21 protein-coding genes are annotated in these 21,000 nt (G+C 46.6%); 10 read left to right on the forward strand and 11 right to left on the reverse strand.

Annotated elements, in window-relative coordinates; all coding sequences use genetic code 11:
- The first annotated feature begins 68 nt into the window (after positions 1-68).
- From gpsA to L3V32_RS21445, 3 genes are all read left to right on the forward strand, one after another.
- Positions 69-1,106, forward strand: a complete 1,038-nt coding sequence (gpsA, locus tag L3V32_RS21435; protein ID WP_114324019.1) for an NAD(P)H-dependent glycerol-3-phosphate dehydrogenase — start codon at positions 69-71, stop codon at positions 1,104-1,106.
- A 78-nt stretch (positions 1,107-1,184) separates the two neighbouring features.
- Positions 1,185-2,006, forward strand: coding sequence for a serine O-acetyltransferase (cysE, locus tag L3V32_RS21440; RefSeq protein ID WP_005395410.1), 822 nt, complete (start codon positions 1,185-1,187; stop codon positions 2,004-2,006).
- A gap of 26 nt (positions 2,007-2,032) precedes the next feature.
- Positions 2,033-3,178 (forward strand): murein hydrolase activator EnvC, encoded by a 1,146-nt coding sequence (locus L3V32_RS21445; protein WP_048626686.1) that lies wholly within the window; start codon positions 2,033-2,035, stop codon positions 3,176-3,178.
- Positions 3,179-3,251: 73 nt separating this feature from the next.
- Here the strand turns inward: L3V32_RS21445 and L3V32_RS21450 are convergent, their stop codons facing one another.
- The 4 genes from L3V32_RS21450 to epmA all read right to left on the reverse strand — a co-directional run bounded on the left by L3V32_RS21450 (position 3,252) and on the right by epmA (position 6,364).
- Positions 3,252-4,208 carry a DHH family phosphoesterase gene (locus L3V32_RS21450; RefSeq protein ID WP_237285155.1) on the reverse strand — a complete coding sequence of 319 codons (957 nt, stop codon included), beginning with the start codon at positions 4,206-4,208 and terminating at the stop codon, positions 3,252-3,254.
- A gap of 143 nt (positions 4,209-4,351) precedes the next feature.
- Positions 4,352-4,987 carry a TetR/AcrR family transcriptional regulator gene (locus L3V32_RS21455; protein WP_005395413.1) on the reverse strand — a complete coding sequence of 212 codons (636 nt, stop codon included), beginning with the start codon at positions 4,985-4,987 and terminating at the stop codon, positions 4,352-4,354.
- A gap of 21 nt (positions 4,988-5,008) precedes the next feature.
- Positions 5,009-5,383 (reverse strand): VanZ family protein, encoded by a 375-nt coding sequence (locus L3V32_RS21460; RefSeq protein WP_074190090.1) that lies wholly within the window; start codon positions 5,381-5,383, stop codon positions 5,009-5,011.
- Between the two features lie 9 nt (positions 5,384-5,392).
- Positions 5,393-6,364, reverse strand: coding sequence for an elongation factor P--(R)-beta-lysine ligase (gene epmA, locus L3V32_RS21465; RefSeq protein WP_046874653.1), 972 nt, complete (start codon positions 6,362-6,364; stop codon positions 5,393-5,395).
- A 435-nt stretch (positions 6,365-6,799) separates the two neighbouring features.
- On the opposite strand from epmA, the gene frdA reads away from it, so the two are divergent.
- The 4 genes from frdA to frdD are packed head-to-tail and all read left to right on the forward strand — an operon-like array spanning position 6,800 to position 10,131.
- Positions 6,800-8,599, forward strand: coding sequence for a fumarate reductase (quinol) flavoprotein subunit (frdA, locus tag L3V32_RS21470; protein WP_047010259.1), 1,800 nt, complete (start codon positions 6,800-6,802; stop codon positions 8,597-8,599).
- Positions 8,599-9,357 carry a succinate dehydrogenase/fumarate reductase iron-sulfur subunit gene (locus L3V32_RS21475; protein WP_005381489.1) on the forward strand — a complete coding sequence of 253 codons (759 nt, stop codon included), beginning with the start codon at positions 8,599-8,601 and terminating at the stop codon, positions 9,355-9,357. The genes frdA and L3V32_RS21475 overlap by 1 nt, the downstream gene beginning before the upstream one ends.
- A 2-nt stretch (positions 9,358-9,359) precedes the next feature.
- Positions 9,360-9,743: a fumarate reductase subunit FrdC gene (frdC, locus tag L3V32_RS21480; protein ID WP_237285156.1), complete on the forward strand. Its 384-nt coding sequence runs from the start codon at positions 9,360-9,362 to the stop codon at positions 9,741-9,743.
- Between the two features lie 10 nt (positions 9,744-9,753).
- The gene (frdD, locus tag L3V32_RS21485) at positions 9,754-10,131 is read left to right on the forward strand and encodes a fumarate reductase subunit FrdD (RefSeq protein ID WP_152815361.1); all 378 of its coding nucleotides are present in this window, start codon (positions 9,754-9,756) and stop codon (positions 10,129-10,131) included.
- A 101-nt stretch (positions 10,132-10,232) separates the two neighbouring features.
- On the opposite strand, the gene L3V32_RS21490 is transcribed toward frdD, so the two are convergent.
- Both L3V32_RS21490 and efp read right to left on the reverse strand, forming a co-directional pair.
- Positions 10,233-11,636, reverse strand: coding sequence for an SPFH domain-containing protein (locus tag L3V32_RS21490; protein ID WP_237285158.1), 1,404 nt, complete (start codon positions 11,634-11,636; stop codon positions 10,233-10,235).
- 265 nt (positions 11,637-11,901) lie between these two features.
- On the reverse strand, positions 11,902-12,468 hold the full coding sequence (efp, locus tag L3V32_RS21495) for an elongation factor P (protein WP_005395425.1): 567 nt from the start codon (positions 12,466-12,468) through the stop codon (positions 11,902-11,904).
- Positions 12,469-12,500: 32 nt separating this feature from the next.
- Here efp and epmB point away from each other — a divergent pair, with 32 nt between their 5' ends.
- Both epmB and L3V32_RS21505 read left to right on the forward strand, forming a co-directional pair.
- Positions 12,501-13,523: an EF-P beta-lysylation protein EpmB gene (gene epmB, locus L3V32_RS21500; RefSeq protein WP_237285159.1), complete on the forward strand. Its 1,023-nt coding sequence runs from the start codon at positions 12,501-12,503 to the stop codon at positions 13,521-13,523.
- 95 nt (positions 13,524-13,618) lie between these two features.
- The gene (locus tag L3V32_RS21505; RefSeq protein ID WP_005395427.1) at positions 13,619-14,116 is read left to right on the forward strand and encodes an MgtC/SapB family protein; all 498 of its coding nucleotides are present in this window, start codon (positions 13,619-13,621) and stop codon (positions 14,114-14,116) included.
- Positions 14,117-14,215: 99 nt separating this feature from the next.
- On the opposite strand, the gene L3V32_RS21510 is transcribed toward L3V32_RS21505, so the two are convergent.
- From L3V32_RS21510 to L3V32_RS21520, 3 genes are all read right to left on the reverse strand, one after another.
- Entirely contained in the window at positions 14,216-14,779 is a 564-nt protein-coding gene (locus tag L3V32_RS21510) for a VC2662 family protein (protein ID WP_005395435.1), read from the reverse strand.
- A gap of 316 nt (positions 14,780-15,095) precedes the next feature.
- Positions 15,096-16,742, reverse strand: coding sequence for a chaperonin GroEL (gene groL, locus L3V32_RS21515; protein ID WP_005381509.1), 1,647 nt, complete (start codon positions 16,740-16,742; stop codon positions 15,096-15,098).
- 77 nt (positions 16,743-16,819) lie between these two features.
- Positions 16,820-17,110, reverse strand: a complete 291-nt coding sequence (locus L3V32_RS21520) for a co-chaperone GroES (RefSeq protein ID WP_005381516.1) — start codon at positions 17,108-17,110, stop codon at positions 16,820-16,822.
- A 240-nt stretch (positions 17,111-17,350) separates the two neighbouring features.
- Here L3V32_RS21520 and L3V32_RS21525 point away from each other — a divergent pair, with 240 nt between their 5' ends.
- Positions 17,351-18,733 carry an MATE family efflux transporter gene (locus L3V32_RS21525; RefSeq protein ID WP_074190085.1) on the forward strand — a complete coding sequence of 461 codons (1,383 nt, stop codon included), beginning with the start codon at positions 17,351-17,353 and terminating at the stop codon, positions 18,731-18,733.
- Between the two features lie 94 nt (positions 18,734-18,827).
- Here L3V32_RS21525 and pfkA read toward each other — a convergent pair whose 3' ends face one another.
- Both pfkA and fieF read right to left on the reverse strand, forming a co-directional pair.
- Positions 18,828-19,790: a 6-phosphofructokinase gene (pfkA, locus tag L3V32_RS21530; protein WP_005397529.1), complete on the reverse strand. Its 963-nt coding sequence runs from the start codon at positions 19,788-19,790 to the stop codon at positions 18,828-18,830.
- 284 nt (positions 19,791-20,074) lie between these two features.
- Positions 20,075-20,983 (reverse strand): CDF family cation-efflux transporter FieF, encoded by a 909-nt coding sequence (gene fieF / locus L3V32_RS21535; protein WP_005397530.1) that lies wholly within the window; start codon positions 20,981-20,983, stop codon positions 20,075-20,077.
- Between the last annotated feature and the right edge of the window lie 17 nt (positions 20,984-21,000).

Genomic DNA, 21,000 nt, shown 5'->3' on the forward strand with positions numbered 1-21,000 from the left:
GCCAGAAGGCGTAAAATTTGACGATTAGGAACTAGATTCTACTAGTAGAAAGACAATTAGGCGGTAGCATGACACAAGCAAATACAAACAATGCTTACGGTAAAGACATCGCAATGACGGTGATTGGCGCAGGTTCATACGGTACCTCTCTGGCGATCTCACTCGCTCGTAACGGCGCGAACGTAGTCCTTTGGGGACACGAGCCTGAGCACATGGCACGTTTAGAAGCGGATCGCGCGAACCACGCTTTCTTACCTGACGTTGATTTCCCTGAAAGCTTGATCATTGAATCGGATTTAGAAAAAGCCGTACAAGCAAGCCGAGATTTATTGGTTGTGGTTCCAAGCCATGTTTTTGGCATCGTGCTGAACAGCTGTAAGCCTTTCTTACGTAAAGACTCTCGTATCTGCTGGGCAACCAAAGGTCTTGAGCCAGAAACGGGGCGTCTGCTGAAAGACGTCGCTTATGACATTATCGGTGAAAACTACTCACTGGCTGTATTGTCTGGCCCAACATTCGCCAAAGAGCTCGCGATGGGCATGCCTACTGCAATTTCAGTTGCGTCTCCAGATGCTGAATTTGTCGCTGACCTACAAGAAAAAATCCACTGCAGCAAAACCTTCCGCGTGTACGCCAATAGTGACTTTATCGGGATGCAATTGGGCGGCGCGGTGAAAAACGTTATCGCAATTGGTGCGGGTATGTCTGACGGCATCGGTTTTGGAGCCAACGCGCGTACTGCATTGATTACTCGTGGTTTGGCCGAAATGAGTCGTCTTGGTGCTGCGCTTGGTGCAAAACCAGAAACCTTCATGGGTATGGCTGGTTTGGGCGACCTTGTCCTAACGTGTACCGACAACCAATCACGTAACCGCCGCTTTGGTTTAGCGCTAGGTCAAGGTAAAGACGTCGACACGGCACAAGAAGAAATTGGCCAAGTCGTAGAAGGCTACCGCAACACGAAAGAAGTATGGATGCTCTCTCAACGCATGGGTGTTGAGATGCCAATTGTTGATCAAATTTATCAAGTATTGTATCAAGGTAAGGATGCACGCCTGGCAGCGCAAGATTTACTTGCTCGTGACAAAAAAGCCGAAGGAAAGTAGCACTCTACGCCCCTTCGCACCTCATCTGAGAAGAATAGAAGTTGTCGGGTCACGGAAGAACCACTCAGGATATTGAGAATGAAACACTGCGAAAAACAAAAAGTCTGGAACAGAATTGTCTCAGAAGCCCGCGAAATGTCAGAGCAAGAGCCAATGCTGGCCAGCTTTTACCATGCCACCATCATCAAGCATGAAAGTTTCTGTGCCGCGCTCAGCTACATTTTGGCAAACAAGTTAAACACGGCATCGATGCCAGCAATGGCAGTACGTGAAGTGGTAGAAGAAGCGTTCTCTGCCGACCCAACCATTACCGATTGTGCCGCTTGTGACATTTGTGCCACGGTTAATCGCGACCCTGCAGTTTCGATGTACTCTATGCCGCTGCTGTACTTAAAGGGCTACCACGCTCTGCAAGGCTACCGCGTGGCAAACTGGCTATGGAAGCAAGGGCGCCATGCACTGGCCACCTACCTGCAAAACCAAATTTCGGTTGCGTGTCAGGTAGACATTCACCCGGCAGCACGCATTGGTAGCGGCATAATGCTCGACCACGCAACGGGTATTGTCATCGGTGAAACTGCAGTTATCGATAATGACGTCTCAATTCTACAAGACGTTACCTTAGGCGGTACGGGTAAAGAGTGCGGCGATCGTCACCCGAAAATCCGTGAAGGTGTGATGATTGGTGCAGGTGCAAAAATTCTTGGCAATATCGAAGTGGGCGAAGGCGCGAAAATCGGCTCTTGCTCTGTGGTATTGCAAGCAGTGCCACCACACACAACTGTGGCGGGGGTTCCTGCGAAAATCGTCGGTCGTCCAAAAACGGACAAACCTTCTCTCGATATGGATCAAGGCTTTAATGGTAAATCACAAAGCTTTATCCATGGAGATGGTATTTAATTGTCAACAAACCTTTTGACAACAACGTGGTAGGTAAATCTCAAGTGCGAAAACAAAATCACCCTGTTCTACGCTCGGCTATTTTATTAACTTGTGCTTTATCTGCCACATATCCCCTCGCCTCTTCTGCCGCTAGTCAACAAGAGCTCAAAGGCGTATCAAGTGAGATAAGCCGTCAACGCAAATCTCTCTCGTCCCAAGAAAAGCAACTCAATGAGCTACAAAAATCGCTCAAAGAGCAAGAACTTGGCATTTCTAAACTTGAACGCGAAATAAGACAAACCAAATCTGAGCTCGCACAAGCAGACAAAAACATAGACAAGCTAGAAGAGAAAATTGCCTTGCAAGAAGCGCAGCGCCAAGAGCAAGAGGAAGAGCTCAAACAGTTGCTGCAAACGTATTACGTGACCGAACGAGCAAAAGCCAATGGGCACTTGTTGAATCAAGGTGTGGAAGAAGACCGCATGAGTCAATACTTCCAGCACTTAGCCAAAGCGCGTGCTGAAGTGATTGATGCAATCACCAAAACCACTCAAGAATTGGCACACAACAAAAACCAGCTTGAGCTAGAAAAAGAGCAAATCGAGACGTTACTCAAACAGCAATCTGAGAAACGTACTGCGCTGGCAAGTACACAATCCAAACGTAAGCAAACCCTGAATAAAATTCAGAGCAGTATCAAGAACGATAAACGCTACCTTGCTGAACTGCAGCGCAACGAAACACGCCTAAAAGCCGAGATCGCCAAAGCGGCTAAGCGTAATGCCGTGCCAATGGACGGACTGGGCAAACAGCGCGGTAAACTGCCATGGCCACTCAAAGGTCGTGTATTACACAACTTCGGTACTCGCCAAACCGGGCAAGTAAACTGGAAGGGCATGGTGCTTGCGGCCAATTATGGTCAACAAGTGAAAGCCGTTTACCCGGGCACTGTAGTGTTTGCGGAGTATTTACGCGGTTATGGCTTAGTGGTATTGCTTGACCACGGCAAAGGTGACATGACGCTCTACGGCTACAACCAAGCGTTGACGAAAAAAGAAGGCGATCGAGTGACCGCAGGCGAAGTGATCGCTCTTGCGGGTGATACTGGCGGGCAAGATCGCGCATCACTCTACTTCGAAATTCGCCGCAACAGTGAAGCACAAAACCCGAAATCTTGGTTGAAGCGCTGATTATCTGACTCATCGACTTATAATAAAAAAGGAGCCACTCGGCTCCTTTTTTGTATTCATATTTTGGCAAATGCTATACGTAGTACGTTTCTACCGCATCAATAAAAGCACTTACATCATCTTTGCTTAAGGCGTTGATGCCTGCCGCCGCTTCTCGGCCGCCACCAGTTGGAAACTGCCCACACACGGCAACGGCGCCTTGTTTGTTGTTCAACGGGGCACGTAGAGAGACCGTGTAAGTGCCATCTGCATTTTCGGTGAGTACTGCATGAGCAGAATCTGGGTTTTGATTTGCCAGCCAGTTGCCATACACACCGCTGATTCGACGTGATGCGGCCGTGTTTGGTAGTTCGAACAGCTTTAGCTTACCGCTCTCATGCGTGGCAGGCAGTGCCAGAGCTGCATCCATATCTTGTTGGTAAGCAGACTGCAGTTGGTAGTAAGGCGAGGTTTTATCTTCAATAGCGTCAAATGGCGACGCGTACTTCAGCAAAGCTTGGTACAAATCCGCTGGATGGAAATGTAAGTCATCCACTTTCGAACCGTAACCGTTGTAATTAATCAAAGTGCCAAGCTCTTTAAGCTGCGCTTTCTGATCGTGTGACAATCCGACCTTGTCAGCCAATTCATCTGCTTTCGCGATCATGTTATCGCCATAAGCCGCCGTAATCGCCCATGTGTGAAAACGTCCATTTAGCAATTGATCGACAATTAAAGCCGTACACGTGTTGGCATCGAGATCGATGTGCGCATCCAAGTTGCCATGCTGAGGAATATCACCCGCCTTATGGTGATCGGCGTAAAACACGTGCGCGCCTTGAGCCAATGCTTGCTCTAGGCCTACCATGTTCTTTTCCATCGAAATGTCTAACACCGTTAGCTCATCACCCGCTTGCACGTCTACTTTTTCCACCAGCTTGATGTCGCGCTTTACACCAGTAATTAACTGAGCCTCGATAGGATCAGCCAAGCGTAATTGTAGAAGCGCAATGATGCCATCAGCATCGCCATTAAAAATGTCGTAATTCATGGAGCGATAGTTCCTTTATCGAGAGTCATATCCCAGAGAGGGCTGAACGGTATGAGGACATTGTGCGTGGCATATTTGACAAGTCAACTCGAGCCACGACTCGAAAATGAGAGTGACTCTCGAAATATTAAGCAGTTTGACGTTTAACTGTGTAGATTGCTGACCGCATCTTCCAATAACAGTAGCTGCTCTAACCCCTGCTCAGTTGCTAATGGCTTAACGACATTAAGCATCTGCAACATCCCTTGCTTCACCATTTGCTCAGTGATGCTGGTTTTCGAAGCCATTGCAGATTGATACGCCAACCAGCTACACGCAATCAAATGCAACGTACACACCAGTGACTTCAACTGCTGTTGATCAACATTAAGCAGCTTCAGCGATACAAACTCTTGCATGATCGCAATGAGGTTCGCTTGCAGCTTTTCTTGCACATCGATGTACTGCTCATGTAACTGCTCATCTCGTGACAAGATCTCAGGTAGATTCGCGTAGAAAAAGCGGTATTTCCACATTAGCGTAAAGATGGAATCTAGGTAGCTCTTCAGCATAGTCAGGCTTTCTTGTGAGCCTTGAATAGGGGTAAATCTTTCTAAAAGTTCTGCTGAATAAAGCGCAAAGATCTCACGAACGATTTCTTGCTTATTGCGGAAGTGGTAATACAGATTACCAGGGCTAATTTCGATGTGATCGGCAATGTGATTGGTGGTGATGTTGCGCTCACCATGTTGGTTGAACAACTCCAGTGCCGCGTAGACTATTTTGTCGCGCGTTTTCATTGTTATCGTGTTCCCTCTTCATTAACGAATCGAGTATAGCGACTTCACCAACCTAGGTCGATAGAGGCTCCAAATACGGTAACATAACAGACCAGTTAGAATACCCGTTGAGTTGGCGACAAGGTCTAACCAAGAAGTTTGTCTTCCGACATACCCTTGTAGCCATTCGATGGCAGCACTAAATAATAAGATACCAATCGCCACCGCCCAACGTTGACGCCAACGCCACACGCAAAAGCAACCTAAAAACGCAAATCCGCTGTACGCCATGGCGTGCTGCATTTTATCAAGATACGCAATGTTGCCCCAGTCTTGCAACTCTCCCGAGCTCAACGATAAGTAAGCGATCAGTATTGCGTAGCAGAGAATGACCAAACGTGCAGCAGCCAAGTTCATTGAATATCCTTATGCGATTGGGAATGGAAAAGCCGTCACTTGATCAATGTGGTCACAGCCGAGCGCTAGCATGATCAAACGATCGATGCCTAACGCAACACCCGCACAATCTGGCAACCCTGCCTCCAATGCGGAGATCAAATGATAGTCGATTGGCTGCGGTTTTAAACCCATGTCGAGACGCTTCGCGTTATCTTGTTCAAAACGCGCCAGTTGCTCTTTCGGGTTATCGAGTTCATGGAACCCATTTGCCAGCTCAATTCCCTTAAAATACACCTCAAAGCGATCCGCAACACGATGGTCTTGAGGATTGATTTTCGCAAGCGCCGCCTGTGATGCCGGGAAGTCGTACACAAAAGCAGGCACATCCTGACCAATTTTGTGTTCGACTCCCACGCTAAATAGCAATTGCAGTAACGTATCGCGATCTTCTTCAGGCTCTGCAATGTCACTCAAACCCAGCTTGCTTGCCGCCGCTTTCAGCTCCGTCATCGAGCCTTCTAGTGGGCACACACCCAACACATCAATGAAGGCTTGTTGATAAGTCATGCGCTGCGCTGCGCCACACTTCAATACCAGTTGCAACAGATCATCCATTTCATCCATCAATTTATGATGGTCAAAGCCAACGCGATACCACTCCAACATCGTGAATTCTGGATTGTGGTAACGACCATTTTCTTCGTTACGAAATGCTTTGTTGATTTGATAAATACAACCGCTGCCAGCCGCCAGCAGGCGCTTCATGTGGAATTCAGGGCTGGTCATAAAGAACAGCTTGCTACCATCGGCATAACCCGGGCCAACAAACTCGGTTTGGAAAGTATGCAAATGAATGTCAGTCACGGTTGCGTGACTCATGGCTGGCGTGTCGACTTCCATCACCTGTCGATCAGCGAAGAATTGGCGAATCGACGCGATTAACGTCGCACGTTGACGAAGTTGGTCAATGGAAGCAGTAGGTTGCCAGTTGGTTTGCATAACAAGTCTCTCAAACTTTAATTCAGCGAGGAAAGTCTCATTCTACATGCTTTTTACTCTTCAAGAAGAGAGGAATATCCCTTCTTCTTTTTACTAACGTGCTCGCCTATTTGAGGCAAGTATTACTCGTGCCGCAGCACAAAAAACACTCAGTTAAAATCCTATTATCCATGCGGTTAATGTCACGCAACACAGGTTTAACATCCCTAATGTTAATGCTTGAGGGCCAAAACCTCGATGCCGTGATAGCAGTCACATAACCTATAAATTCTATGCCCTTAAGTGCATTACCGAAGCAAAAACCCAATTACATCAATTTTTCTGCCATGTGGCTCATCTACACTAACCCTACTACTTTTGGGGAGTTCTTTTTAAAGAGCGCCTCGTAATGACAATAACAAGCGGATTTCCGCAATCACACACTGGAGGATAACTGTGCAAATTATCACCACAGATATCGCAGTCATCGGCGCAGGCGGCGCTGGTCTTCGTACTGCTATTGCAGCGGCTGAAGCAAACCCAGACTTAGAAGTCGCTCTGATTTCTAAAGTTTATCCAATGCGCTCCCACACGGTCGCTGCAGAGGGTGGCTCAGCAGCAGTTATCAAGGATGAAGATAGCTTAGACAACCACTTCAACGACACTGTTGGCGGTGGTGACTGGCTATGTGAACAGGACGTTGTTGAATACTTTGTAGAGAACGCGACTCGCGAAATGATCCAAATGGAGCAATGGGGTTGCCCATGGAGTCGTAAAGAGAACGGTGAAGTCAACGTACGCCGCTTTGGTGGTATGAAGGTTGAACGTACTTGGTTCGCTGCAGATAAAACTGGCTTCCACATGCTTCATACGCTATTCCAGACATCCATGAAGTACAGCAACATCAAACGCTTTGATGAGTACTTTGTGGTGGATCTGCTTGTTGATGAAGGCGAAGTTCAAGGTCTGATTGCTATTCACATGTCTGAAGGCGAGCTTGTTACTATCAAAGCAAAATCTGTTGTTCTAGCAACAGGTGGCGCGGGCCGAGTTTACCACTGTAACACTAACGGCGGTATCGTAACGGGCGATGGTATGGCAATGGCTTACCGTCACGGCGTTCCTCTACGTGATATGGAATTCGTTCAATACCACCCAACCGGTCTTCCTGGCACAGGTATCCTGATGACGGAAGGTTGCCGTGGTGAAGGCGGTATCATCGTTAACAAGAACGGCTACCGTTACCTACAAGATTACGGCATGGGCCCTGAAACTCCAGTTGGCCAACCGAAGAACAAATACATGGAACTGGGTCCTCGTGACAAAGTTTCTCAAGCTTTCTGGCACGAACAACAGAAAGGCAACACCATCAAACACCCACTGGGTGACGTGGTGCACCTAGACCTTCGCCACCTAGGTGAAGAGTACCTACAAGAGCGTCTACCATTCATCTGTGAGCTAGCAAAAGCTTACGTGAACGTAGACCCTGCAAAAGAGCCAATTCCAATTCGTCCAACGGTTCACTACACCATGGGTGGTATCGAGACAAACGGCGGCTGTGAAACTCGCATTAAAGGTCTATTCGCGGTTGGTGAATGTGCGTCTGTTGGTCTTCACGGTGCAAACCGTCTAGGTTCTAACTCACTGGCTGAGTTTGTGGTATTTGGTCGCGTAGCGGGTGAAAACGCAGTGAAACGCGCTGAAGAATTCAAAGGTTGGAACGAGTCTGCAATCGATGCTCAAGTGAAAGCAGTTGAAGAGCGCATCGCCAAACTGATGAACCAAGAAGGTGATGAGAACTGGGCAAACATCCGTACTGAAATGGGTCATACCATGGAAGCGGGTTGTGGTATCTACCGTCAAGAAGATTTGATGCAAGAAACCATTAACAAGATCACCGAACTAAAAGAACGCTACAAACGCATCAGCATTAAAGACAAAGGCAAAGTGTTTAACACTGATCTTCTGTACGCAATTGAAGTGGGTTACGGCCTAGAAGTCGCAGAAGCGATGGTTCACTCTGCGATTCTACGTAAAGAATCTCGCGGTGCGCACCAACGTCTGGACGACGGTTGTACAGAACGTGATGACGTGAACTTCCTAAAACACTCACTTGCCTTCTACAAACCAGATTCAGCGCCAAGTATCGATTACAGCAATGTGACTATCACTAAGTCACAACCAAAAGCTCGTCTATACGGTGAAGCAGCAGAAAAAGCCGCAGCTGAAGAGAAGAACGCAGAGGAGCAAGCATAATGTCAGCAAATCGCATTCAAAAAGTAGACATTCTGCGTTATGACCCAGAAAAAGATGCAGAACCATACAAGCAAACATTCGAAGTGCCATTCGATGAAACCATGTCTGTGCTTGACGCACTGGGCTACATTAAAGATCACCTAGACAAAGATCTGTCTTACCGTTGGTCTTGCCGTATGGCGATCTGTGGTTCTTGCGGCATCATGGTGAACAACGTACCGAAACTTGCTTGTAAGAGCTTCCTACGTGATTACCCAGACGGTGTGACTATCGAGCCTCTAGCGAACTTCCCAATCGAGAAAGACTTGATTGTTGATATGACGCCGTTCATCGAACGTCTTGAAGCAATCAAACCGTACATCATTGGTAACGACCGTAAACCAGAAGACGGTACGAACTTGCAAACGCCAGAGCAAATGGCGAAATACAAGCAGTTCGCTGGTTGTATCAACTGTGGTTTATGCTACGCAGCATGTCCTCAGTTTGGTCTAAACCCAGAGTTCATCGGTCCTGCGGCACTAACGCTAGCACACCGCTACAACCTAGACAGCCGTGACAACGGTAAAGATGAGCGCATGAAGCTTATCAACGGTGAAAACGGTGCTTGGGGTTGTACGTTTGTTGGTTACTGTTCTGAAGTTTGTCCGAAGAACGTTGACCCAGCAGCGGCAGTAAACCAAGGCAAAGTGGAGTCTTCTATGGACTTCGTGATTGCTATGTTGAAACCTGATGGTTCACCAAAGAAAGTGGAGGCATAAGGATGAGCAATCGTAAACCTTACGTTCGTGAAGTAAAACGCACTTGGTGGAAGAACCATCCTTTCTACCGCTTCTACATGATACGTGAAGCGACTGTGCTGCCTTTGATCCTATTCACTCTGTTCCTAACTTTCGGTTTAGGTTGCTTGGTGAAAGGCCCTGAAGCATGGCAAGGTTGGTTGGATTTTATGGCAAACCCAATCGTAGTCGCAATCAACATCGTTGCACTACTAGGTAGCCTATTCCACGCTCAAACTTTCTTCAGCATGATGCCGCAAGTAATGCCAATTCGTTTGAAAGGCAAACTGGTGGACAAGAAAATCATCGTATTGACTCAGTGGGCCGCGGTTGCGTTCATCTCACTGATCGTTCTCATCGTGGTGTAAGGAGCTGAGCATGAAACCGAATTATAGTGTAAACACATCACCAAAACGTTCTGATGAGCCAATCTGGTGGGGTCTATTTGGTGCTGGCGGTACTTGGTTCGCGATGATCACGCCAATCACGGTATTGGTGCTGGGCATCTTGGTCCCACTAGGCGTGATTGATGCAGAAGCGATGAGCTACGAGCGTGTCTCCGAATTCGCAACCAGTATCATCGGTGCGCTATTCATCATTGGCACCCTAGCTCTACCAATGTGGCATGCGATGCACCGTGTACACCACGGCATGCACGACCTTAAATTCCACACTGGTGTGATAGGTAAAATTGCATGCTATGCATTTTCAGGCCTCATTACTGCACTAGCCGTTATCTTTATCTTCATGATTTAAGATACTGACTAAAAAGAAAAAGCTGGCTCTATGCCAGCTTTTTTATTGCTTTGGGTTACCCATGATCTTTTTGCTTTTTAAGCTTTTGACCACCCATGATCTTATTGCTGTATGACCTTCTTCGTTTGGTCCATAAGACCCAGGGCGCCAAAGCCAGTAATCACATCTAGGTTTGTTTTCAAGCCCGTTTCTTCGCTACCACCAATGTAGTTTTGTGGCATCTGAACTTGGAAGTTTTGCAAGTTGTTGTACAACGAGTTCGCTACGTCTCGATTCAACTCTGCCAAATAAACTTCACGGTTTGCCCCTAACGCCGAGTACTTCGCTTTTAGGACCTCAGATTCTGCACGACCTTTCGCTAATATCGCTTTCGCTTCAAACTCAGCAGAAAGTGCGTTCGCCTTTTGAATGGCTAAGTTAGCCTCTGCGATAGCTAGCTCTTTCTCCTTCTCGACTTCAGCAAGTCGTTTGGTTTTTTCCACTTCAACGATTTCACGCTCTGCAATCTGACGTGCAACTTCCACTTCTTTTTGCTGAGCAATAATAGCGAGTTCTTTACCACGCTGAGCGTCTTGCACTTCACGTGTTCGTTGAATCTCTTTACGTAACTGCTCGGTCTCAGCCTGTGCTTTCGACGTTTCTTGTTCCTGAATCGCGCGAATACGATCCGCCACTAAACGCTTTTTATCCGCCAATAGCTGATCCAATTGCTTTTCTGGCTGTGGGTCACCAATGGTCACCTGCGTCACTTGAATGCCGTATTGTTGTAACGGGTTGTCTTGACGAATTGGTTGCCCGGTTTTATCTACAACTGGCACCGTTTTCCAAACCAGTTGATTGGTGCGCTGTAGTTGGTTCGCATTGGCCTGATTCGCCCCAACAGGCGCAAGATTCAACTCTTCCACTTCAACCTGACGTCGCTCTGTTAGATAAATCCCCTCTCGCAACTGATCGCCAAGTTTCGATTTGAACTGGTTCAAACCACCTTGGAAAAACTCTTCACCCGTGTATTGGGTAGCAGTTATCACCGTCACGTTACGTGCGTTCTTTACAAGCAGCGCATCAATCAAGTTACTGTTGTTACGGAACTCTTTGTGCATCTTCTTAACCGCTTCAGGGTCATTACTGAGCTTAAAGCGGAATGTTACGGGGATCTGACCAATGTAGGTGTCGGCAAATCGAACCTGAATCGCATCAAGACGTTGATAAAAATCTTCGCCCTTGCTGTTACCGAATGACACAGTGATCACTTGGTCATACTTGGTGATTTTGGACAGAAATGGCATGCGAAAATGAATGCCAGGTTCAGTAAACACATCCAACTCACCAGTGATATTGTTCTGATGCACGTAGCTGTAACCTGCATCGGTCATCAGCACAGAGCTATTAATCGTTAAGCCTATTGCCAACAGCGGTACGCCAAACACCGCAGCTTTCAATCCTTTGTGTAGTAACTGACGTCTTTCTTCCACCTTTAAACCCCTTCCTAAACCTCTGCTTTCCATTTTGTTCTCCTTTTTGGATTGTTACTGAGTTAAATCGATAAAAATCAGATTGCTATGCAACTCAACAACAAGAACTAATGTATCAAAATGTTACATTAAGGAATAATCGACAGATTCATGAAATAAATAAGATTTTTACGAATAATACAAAATCATCGAAAATTTGCGGAGGATATCGATTTTCTATGCAGGAACATTCAAGAGAGAATTACAGGCAATAAAAAAGGCCGCCGAAGCGACCTTTCTAACAATCAATCTAAAGTGCTTACTTCACACGGCCTACGTATTCAGCCGTACGAGTATCTACGCGAATCACTTCACCAATTGAGATGAACAGAGGAACACGAACAACAGCGCCAGTTGATAGCGTAGCTGGTTTACCACCAGTACCTTGAGTATCACCTTTCAGGCCTGGATCTGTGTCTACCACTTCTAGCTCAACGAAGTTTGGTGGAGTAACAGTAATTGGGTTACCGTTCCAAAGTGTGATCATACAAGTGTTGTTTTCTACCAACCACTTAGCGTTGTCACCTACCGCTTTTGCGTCTGCTGCGATCTGTTCAAACGTTTCACTGTTCATAAAGTGGTAGAATTCGCCGTCTGAATATAGATAATCTAGGTCGATATCCATTACGTCTGCCACTTCACAAGTGTCACCAGACTTGAATGTTTTCTCTAGCACTTTACCAGAAAGAAGTTTACGAATTTTAACGCGGTTGAACGCTTGGCCTTTACCTGGTTTAACGTATTCGTTTTCCAGAATTACACAAGGCTCGTTATCAAGCATTAACTTAAGACCGCCTTTAAATTCATTGGTGCTAACTGTAGCCATTTTTTCCTCTTACATTCTTAGAGCTAAATTCAATGCCGCACATAATAACCCGAAAAGTCGAATCTGTTGAGCAAAACTGGCTCAAACAGTTGGTGAATGGGATCTCTGATCCTGCAAAATTGCTCGAAATACTGGAAATAGATCCTTCACCGTGGCAAGACGGGTTTGCCGCGCGCAAGCTGTTTGCACAGCGTGTACCGCAAAGTTTTGTCGATAGGATGGAGAAAGGCAACCCTAAAGACCCTCTTTTACGTCAGGTTTTACCATTAAGTGACGAATTTGAAGTACATCCGGGCTATTCCAACGATCCGTTAGAAGAGCAGGATAATGAAGTCCCTGGTCTGCTACACAAGTATCGCAACCGCGCCCTGATGATTGTCAAAGGTGGCTGCGCGGTAAATTGCCGTTACTGTTTTCGTCGTCATTTCCCATATCAAGAAAATAAAAGCGGCAAGCAGGCATGGGCAAAGTGCTTAGAGTACATGGCTCAACAACCAGAGTTGAACGAAGTCATCTTCTCAGGTGGTGACCCATTGATGGCAAAAGACGATGAAATTCATTGGCTTTTAGAGCACATTGCTCATATACCTCACATCAAACGTCTGCGTATTCATAGCCGTTTACCTGTGGTGATTCCCGCTCGAGTCACTGATGAACTATGCCAACTGCTGCAAGCATCAAGGTTACAAATCATCCTTGTGACTCACATCAACCATGCCAACGAAATCAATGACGAATTTGCTGAACAGATGTTCAAGCTCAAAAGAGCGGGCGTTACGCTTCTAAACCAAGGCGTTCTACTGAAAGGCGTGAATGATTCGGTAGAAGCTCAAGTGGCGTTAAGTGAAGCCTTATTTGACGCGGGTATCTTGCCTTATTACCTCCACGTTCTTGATAAGGTGCAAGGCGCGGCGCACTACTTTATTTCGGACGAAGAAGCAAAAGCCATTATGCGCGGACTCATCACACGTGTATCGGGTTATCTGGTACCAAAACTGACACGAGAAATTGGTGGCAGGCCAAGTAAAACGCCGTTGGATTTGCATTTAGAATAGGTCCTGACGCTCAATTAAATTTGTCGTCACGACCGTTCCTTTTTGTTCGCTTTGCACGGTAAGTCTATGCATACTCCGCTCTTTTGGAGGTCAAGATGCATACAGCACTCGAACAAATTTTCGATCTTGGCCCATTCAGCTGGCCTGCCCTACTATGCTGTGCCATTAATGGGCTAATGATCGGTATCGAACGCCAAACTCGTGGTAAACCTGTTGGCATTCGCACGGCAATTCTTATTATTTCAGGCACTTACCTGTTTATGTCGATGGCAGTATCGTTATCGCCAAATACACTCGATCAAGCACGCGTGCTTGGTCAGATTATTACTGGCGTCGGCTTCTTGGGTGCAGGGGTGATGATGACACTCGATGGAAAAATCCACGGCGTAACATCCGCAGCGGTTATTTGGGTACTGGCAGGATTAGGGTTGATGATCGGTTTGGGTTATTTAACGCAGTCGGTGGTCATTACCCTACTGGCTTTAACGGTGTTGCTGGGCGTGGATAAAGCAGAAAACCACATCAAAGCATTGCGCCGAGGGGTTCACCAAAGAATTCAACAACGCAAAACCTCATCCCGCTTAATTAAATAGTTAACGCGCCGATAACTCGCTTCACCCCATCAGTAATTAAAAAGCCCTCGACGAATATCGAGGGCTTTCGGTATCTAAAGATTCTGACTTGCTCAGGGATTATTTAGCGAAGTTGATGAGTGGGAAACACTTGAAGAAACCGTTATCCGCACAGTTCAAAAGACCAATTTGTACGCCATCAATTTGATCGGTCATGTTGAAGAAGCCAAACTGGAAGTTAGACTTTTTAGAGATACTCGCTAAGCCCACATCCGCCATGGTGTAGCCTTCAGAATAGTTCACCGCGCTCCAGTTCAAGCCTTTTACATTGTTCGTAATGTTGACAGCACCCAAGTTAACACCCGTCGTCTGACCTTGGTTCCAGTTAACTAAGCCTAAAGACGCACCTTTCATTTCTTGGTTTACTTTTGCTGCACCAAAAAACAGACCGAAGTTCACACCTGTCGTACGATCCGTTTCTGACATACCAAGCAGTGAAAAGTCGACACCTTTAACCTCATTCACCTGTCCATGCAACACGGCTAAACGAACACCACCAACTGACGAATTAGAAGGTGCGTTTGTGTTGTCGATAGTAGAGAACATCACAGGTGTACTGTCAGCAAGAGCAACTGGTGATGCGATAGCGGCTGCAACCGCCAATGACGTCATAAGCTTTTTCATTTTCATCTCCATGATGGGAAGCAACAATTTACAACATAGTGTAATGTTCAGATTTTGCGCTATCTACGTTCAAAAAGTGTTAGCGGTAGGTCAGATTTAACCATCTGACTCAAAAGAAAAAATTTTATCGCTTCTATTTTCATGTTTTTCCACTGACATTTCTTGAACTCGCCTCTCACAATCGAAGCCACATCAGAATGCTATATTTCTCGGATAACGCGCATAAAAAAGTCGAGGCAAATGCCTCGACTTTTAAAGGTTTGGTCGGTTATCTTTCCGCTATAAGGATTCCCTTAGAGCAAAGAGATAAGCTGGCTTACATCATGCCACCCATACCGCCCATGCCACCCATGCCGCCCATGTCAGGCATCGCTGGTGCGTCTTTTTGCGGTAGGTCAGTAACCATTGCTTCAGTCGTGATCATCAGACCCGCAACCGATGCTGCAAACTGTAGCGCAGAACGAGTTACTTTCGTTGGGTCTAGAATACCCATCTCTAGCATGTCGCCGTATTCACCTGTTGCCGCGTTGTAACCGTAAGAGCCTTCACCCGCTTTCACGTTGTTCGCAACCACTGAGTCTTCCTCACCTGCGTTCTTCGTGATTTGACGGATTGGCGCTTCCATTGCACGTAGTGCAACGCGGATACCAACGTTTTGCTCTTCGTTGTCACCCGTTAGGTGAGCAATCTTAGATGCCGCGCGGATAAGTGCAACACCACCACCAGCAACAACACCTTCTTCAACCGCTGCACGAGTTGCGGCTAGCGCATCTTCTACACGGTCTTTCTTCTCTTTCATTTCAACTTCAGTTGCTGCACCAACTTTGATTACTGCAACACCGCCAGCCAGTTTCGCTACGCGCTCTTGTAGTTTCTCTTTGTCGTAGTCTGAAGTTGCGTCTTCGATTTGTTGACGAATTTGAGCTACGCGGCCAGAGATCATCTCTTCTTCACCGATACCATCGATGATAGTCGTGTTTTCTTTCGTGATAGAAACACGCTTCGCTTGACCTAGATCTTCTAGTGCTACTTTTTCAAGCTCTAGACCGATTTCTTCAGAAATCACAGTACCGCCAGTTAGGATAGCGATGTCTTGTAGCATTGCTTTACGACGGTCACCGAAGCCAGGTGCTTTCACTGCTGCAACTTTCACGATGCCACGCATGTTGTTGACAACCAATGTTGCTAGCGCTTCGCCTTCTACATCTTCTGCGATGATAAGCAGTGGACGAGACGCTTTCGCTACAGCTTCTAGCGTTGGAAGAAGTTCACGAATGTTTGAGATCTTCTTATCAACTAGCAGGATGAATGGGTTTTCTAGATCAACACTGCCTGACTCTTGGTTGTTGATGAAGTAAGGAGATAGGTAACCGCGGTCGAACTGCATACCTTCTACTACGTCTAGCTCATCTTGTAGTGCCTGACCTTCTTCAACAGTGATAACGCCATCACGGCCCACACGCTCCATTGCTTCAGCAATGATGTTACCTACGCTTGCGTCTGAGTTTGCAGAGATAGTACCAACCTGTGCGATCGCTTTCGTGTCGTTACATTCAACAGAAAGCTCTTTTAGTTGCTCTACTGCTGCAGCTACTGCTTTGTCGATACCGCGCTTAAGGTCCATTGGGTTCATACCCGCAGCGACTGCTTTTAGACCTTCGTTTACGATAGATTGTGCTAGTACTGTTGCTGTTGTTGTACCGTCACCTGCCGCGTCGTTTGCTTTAGACGCAACTTCTTTAACCATTTGTGCGCCCATGTTCTGGAATTTATCTTCCAGTTCAATTTCACGCGCTACTGATACACCATCTTTCGTGATAGTCGGTGCACCAAAAGATTTGTCTAGAACGACATTACGTCCTTTAGGACCCAGTGTTACTTTTACTGCGTCAGCCAGAACGTTTACACCCTCTAGCATTTTAACTCGTGCGTCATTACCAAATTTAACGTCTTTAGCAGCCATCTTTGATTTCCTTTCTAAAATTCTTTGTGTGTAATTTCGTAATTGAATCTGAGCAAAAAATTACTCAATGATTGCTATTATTCAACGATCGCCATGATGTCGTTTTCAGACATGACAAGCACTTCTTTACCGTCGATTTTTTCAGTTTTTGTACCGTAACCTTCAGCGAAGATAACAGTATCACCAACTTTAACGTCCAGCGGCAGTACTGTGCCGTTTTCTAGGATGCGGCCTTTACCCACAGCTAGAACAACACCGCGAGTTGATTTTTCTGCAGCAGAACCAGTCAGAACGATGCCACCAGCAGACTTAGATTCAACTTCTTTACGTTCAACGATAACTCGGTCATGTAATGGACGAATGTTCATCGGTCGTCTCTCCTGAAAATTTCCATGTTTATTTGATAATTGTCCTTAGGGACTGTAGCCCCAGACACGTGATCCCTATATAAGGGGTCGAAGCAGCGATCCCAAGGGGGTGGCACAAAATTTTTGTGACTTAGTTAAAATAACGAACAACTAAGCAACGGTTTGCGTTCGAAATGCTCACTCGCCCAGCATCTCGCTTTCTTGTATCCTTGCAGTTTGCTCACCACATAGTTGTCATACATGCAGGAAAATAACAAGCTGGAACCCCAAGCGACCGATAAGCATGGTTTGTTGACCGCACCCATTCCTGAAACGCTGCGGAAAATGACCGTCCCCATGACCATGGGCATGATCGCGATTTTGATGTTTAACTTGGTGGACACGTTTTTTATCTCGTTGCTTGGTACTCAAGCGCTAGCGGCGATCAGCTATACCTTCCCTGTAACCTTTGCGGTTAACTGCATCACGATGGGGATAGGGATGGGTCTATCGACCAATATTGGTCGCTTACTTGGACAAGGTCACGCCCCACAAGCCGCTCGGTTTACCACTCACGGTTTGTTATTAGCGGTGTTACTCGTGGCTATCGCCTCTTCGATTGGCTTTGCCACCATTGCACCACTGTTCCGCTTTCTTGGCGCAGCCGACGACCTAATTCCACTCATCGAAGAGTACATGCAGGTGTGGTATCTCACCATTCCATTGTTGGTGATCCCAATGGCAGGCAATAGCGCGATACGAGCATCTGGGGATACAAAAACACCAGCCAAAATCATGATGTTGGCGGGCTTGATTAACGGCATGCTCGATCCACTACTGATCTTCGGACTTGGCCCATTCCCCGAGCTTGGTATCCAAGGGGCGGCAATAGCCAGTGCTTTTAGCTGGTTAGGTGCACTATGTGGCTCATTCTATGTGCTAGTTAAACGCGAAAAGTTGCTCGCTCAACCCCAATGGTCCTTGCTGAAACAAGATTGGCAGCAAACTTTAAAAATCGGCACTCCTGCCGCACTGTCGAACGCGATGAATCCATTGTCCGGTGCCATTCTGATGATGCTGTTATCCAACCACGGTACGGCAGCAGTTGCGGCTTACGGTGCGGCGCAGCGTATTGAGTCTATTTTGATCCTAGTCTTGATGTCTCTGACCTCAGCACTCACGCCATTCATGGCACAAAACTTAGGGGCAAAAAACCCTCAACGCGCCTTTTCCGGCTTATTTATCAGCATGCGTTTTGCGGTGGTGTTCCAAGGGTTTATCTTCTTGATGATGGTGCCATTGAGTATTCCTCTAGCGGCATTGTTCTCGCAGGAAGAAGCGGTTAAAAATCTGCTGTGGCATTACCTGCTTGTGGTGCCGTTCAGTTATGGTTTTCAAGGCATTGTGATGATGTTAATCAGTGGGTTGAATGCGATGCACAAACCATTACGAGCATTCCAATGGAGCTTTATGCGTTTGTTTGTGTTTACCCTGCCATCGGCATGGATCGGAAGCCAAATTTACAGTATTGAAGGCTTGTTTATAGGTATCGCAGTGGGGAATACGTTAGGTGGCCTACTTGGCTATATGTTTGCACTGCGCGAACGTAAATTGACGCTCATTGAACAGAGCAGCGCTTCGTAAGATTTTGTCCGATGCGTCAGCTTCCTTTTGCTAATACTCAAATACAAAAAAACCGCGGAAAGCCGCGGTTTTTCTTTATCTATTTCAAACTTGCTTAGAACAGTTCTTCAGCAACTTTGTATAGATCGTTGCGTACTGGACGCTTCATGTTTTCGATCGCGTCGATGATGTCGTGGTGAACAAGTTGCTCTTTCACGATACCTACACAGCGACCACCATGACCTTCGATCAATAGGTGAACAGCGTAGTTACCCATGCGAGATGCTAGAACGCGGTCAAATGCCGTTGGACGACCACCACGTTGGATGTGACCAAGTACTGTTGCACGAGTTTCACGACCTGTCGCCGCTTCGATGTCACGAGCCAGTTCATTGGCATCCATCATTAGCTCAGTCAACGCGATGATTGCGTGTTTCTTACCTTTTGCAATGCCGTCTTGGATATTGCTGATCAGCTTGTCTTTGTCTAGGCCAGTTTCTGGAGTGATGATGTACTCACAACCACCCGCGATTGCAGACATCAGAGTTAGGTCACCACAGTGACGACCCATGATTTCTACAATTGAAATACGTTGGTGAGATGAAGAAGTATCACGTAGACGGTCGATTGCATCGATAACTGTGTTTAGTGCACTTAGGTAGCCCACTGTGTAGTCAGTACCAGCGATATCGTTGTCGATTGTGCCTGGAAGACCGATACATGGGTAACCCATTTCAGTCAGTTTCTTCGCACCCATGTACGAACCGTCACCACCGATCACGACTAGCGCATCAATACCATGTTTTTTCAGGTTCTCAATCGCTTTTTCACGCACTTCCACTTCTTTGAATTCAGGGAAACGTGCAGAACCTAGGAACGTACCACCTTTGTTGATCACATCTGAAACGCTAGAACGATCTAGCTTCTCGATGCGGCCTTCGTATAGGCCTAGGTAGCCGTCGTACACACCGAATACTTCCAATCCCTCGGATAGTGCTGTACGTACTACGCCGCGTATCGCCGCGTTCATACCAGGTGCGTCACCGCCACTTGTTAAAACACCGATCTTCTTAATCATGCTCACCCTCGATCTTTGGCAATCAATTATTTAATTTTCTTTTAGGCCCCTTGTTACCAAGCAACCTGCATAATCCAGAACTGTGCGTTATGTTACATTTCCTCTACAGGATTACCAATGAAAACGCACTTTTTTATGTAACTTTTCTACTTATGTAAGAGTATTACAGTTTCTCTATGAAACTTTGTTGATTCACATCAGGATCACGAATCTTAATAAGTATTGATGGAAAGATAGTCAATAAGTGCCTGTTTGTCGTCAGGCACTTATGGATTTTTCGAGCCCTACCAATCTTGCGCTTTTTGCTCTTTCTCTGGCCCAAAAACGACAGACAATGGATCTTGATGGATCAAAACATCCGCATCAGGAAACAAAGCTAAAAGGTTTTCCTCAACTTTATCGGCAATATAGTGCGCTTCGATTAAACGTAAGTTATCGTCTAGCTCCAAGTGCAACTGAATAAAGCGTGTCGGCCCTGACATGCGGGTGCGCAGTTGATGAACCCCAAGAACCCCTTTCACATTCAAACATTCATTACGGATTTGCTCCAATTCGGAATCCGGTAGCTTTCGGTCTAATAACGTCTGAATCGCTTCGCTGACCATTTTGAAGGCGCTGTAAAGAATGAAGACACCAATGCCAATCGCAAACACCGCATCCGCTTGCGTCACGCCAAAGTAGCTGAGTCCCAGAGCCACCATGATCGCAGCGTTCATATACAAATCAGTCTGATAATGCAGAGAATCCGCCGCGATTGCTTGGCTCCCTGTCACGCGTACCACATGTTTTTGGAACATCACCAAGCCAAGTGTGACCACAATCGCAAACAGCGATACATAAACACCGAGCTCCGGCGCATGTAGTGCGTGCGGACGGAAAAATCGGTCAATCCCGTTCAGGATCAAAAATACCGCCGACCCCGAAATAAACATCGCCTGAGCTAAGGCCGCTAAAGACTCAGCTTTACCATGCCCAAACGTATGTTCGCGGTCTGCTGGTTGTAAGGCATAACGGACAACAACGAGATTTACCACCGACGCGGCGATATCCAACATTGAGTCGATAAGTGATGCCAATAGGCTAACTGAGCCGGTTACCCACCACGTGATGACTTTTACAATCAAGAGAAGAGTCGCCACAATAGTTGCAGTCCAAGCTGCGGTCGTCACTAAACGTGCATATTGCTGTTTCATAATCAAAGAGTTAACTC

It is taken from the genome of Vibrio sp. J2-4 (genome assembly GCF_021728155.1).
GTDB lineage: Bacteria > Pseudomonadota > Gammaproteobacteria > Enterobacterales > Vibrionaceae > Vibrio > Vibrio diabolicus.

Coding starts and splice junctions, on each gene's coding strand:
- L3V32_RS21520 (WP_005381516.1), bottom strand. CDS start 17,110: ATGAACATTCGTCCATTACATGACCGAGTTATCGTTGAACGTAAAGAA.
- groL (WP_005381509.1), bottom strand. CDS start 16,742: ATGGCTGCTAAAGACGTTAAATTTGGTAATGACGCACGAGTTAAAATG.
- L3V32_RS21510 (WP_005395435.1), bottom strand. CDS start 14,779: ATGAAAAAGCTTATGACGTCATTGGCGGTTGCAGCCGCTATCGCATCA.
- gpsA (WP_114324019.1), top strand. CDS start 69: ATGACACAAGCAAATACAAACAATGCTTACGGTAAAGACATCGCAATG.
- L3V32_RS21460 (WP_074190090.1), bottom strand. CDS start 5,383: ATGAACTTGGCTGCTGCACGTTTGGTCATTCTCTGCTACGCAATACTG.
- frdD (WP_152815361.1), top strand. CDS start 9,754: ATGAAACCGAATTATAGTGTAAACACATCACCAAAACGTTCTGATGAG.
- L3V32_RS21475 (WP_005381489.1), top strand. CDS start 8,599: ATGTCAGCAAATCGCATTCAAAAAGTAGACATTCTGCGTTATGACCCA.
- L3V32_RS21525 (WP_074190085.1), top strand. CDS start 17,351: ATGCAGGAAAATAACAAGCTGGAACCCCAAGCGACCGATAAGCATGGT.
- L3V32_RS21490 (WP_237285158.1), bottom strand. CDS start 11,636: ATGGAAAGCAGAGGTTTAGGAAGGGGTTTAAAGGTGGAAGAAAGACGT.
- cysE (WP_005395410.1), top strand. CDS start 1,185: ATGAAACACTGCGAAAAACAAAAAGTCTGGAACAGAATTGTCTCAGAA.
- L3V32_RS21450 (WP_237285155.1), bottom strand. CDS start 4,208: ATGAATTACGACATTTTTAATGGCGATGCTGATGGCATCATTGCGCTT.
- fieF (WP_005397530.1), bottom strand. CDS start 20,983: ATGAAACAGCAATATGCACGTTTAGTGACGACCGCAGCTTGGACTGCA.
- frdC (WP_237285156.1), top strand. CDS start 9,360: ATGAGCAATCGTAAACCTTACGTTCGTGAAGTAAAACGCACTTGGTGG.
- epmA (WP_046874653.1), bottom strand. CDS start 6,364: ATGCAAACCAACTGGCAACCTACTGCTTCCATTGACCAACTTCGTCAA.
- pfkA (WP_005397529.1), bottom strand. CDS start 19,790: ATGATTAAGAAGATCGGTGTTTTAACAAGTGGCGGTGACGCACCTGGT.
- L3V32_RS21505 (WP_005395427.1), top strand. CDS start 13,619: ATGCATACAGCACTCGAACAAATTTTCGATCTTGGCCCATTCAGCTGG.
- efp (WP_005395425.1), bottom strand. CDS start 12,468: ATGGCTACAGTTAGCACCAATGAATTTAAAGGCGGTCTTAAGTTAATG.
- epmB (WP_237285159.1), top strand. CDS start 12,501: ATGCCGCACATAATAACCCGAAAAGTCGAATCTGTTGAGCAAAACTGG.
- L3V32_RS21455 (WP_005395413.1), bottom strand. CDS start 4,987: ATGAAAACGCGCGACAAAATAGTCTACGCGGCACTGGAGTTGTTCAAC.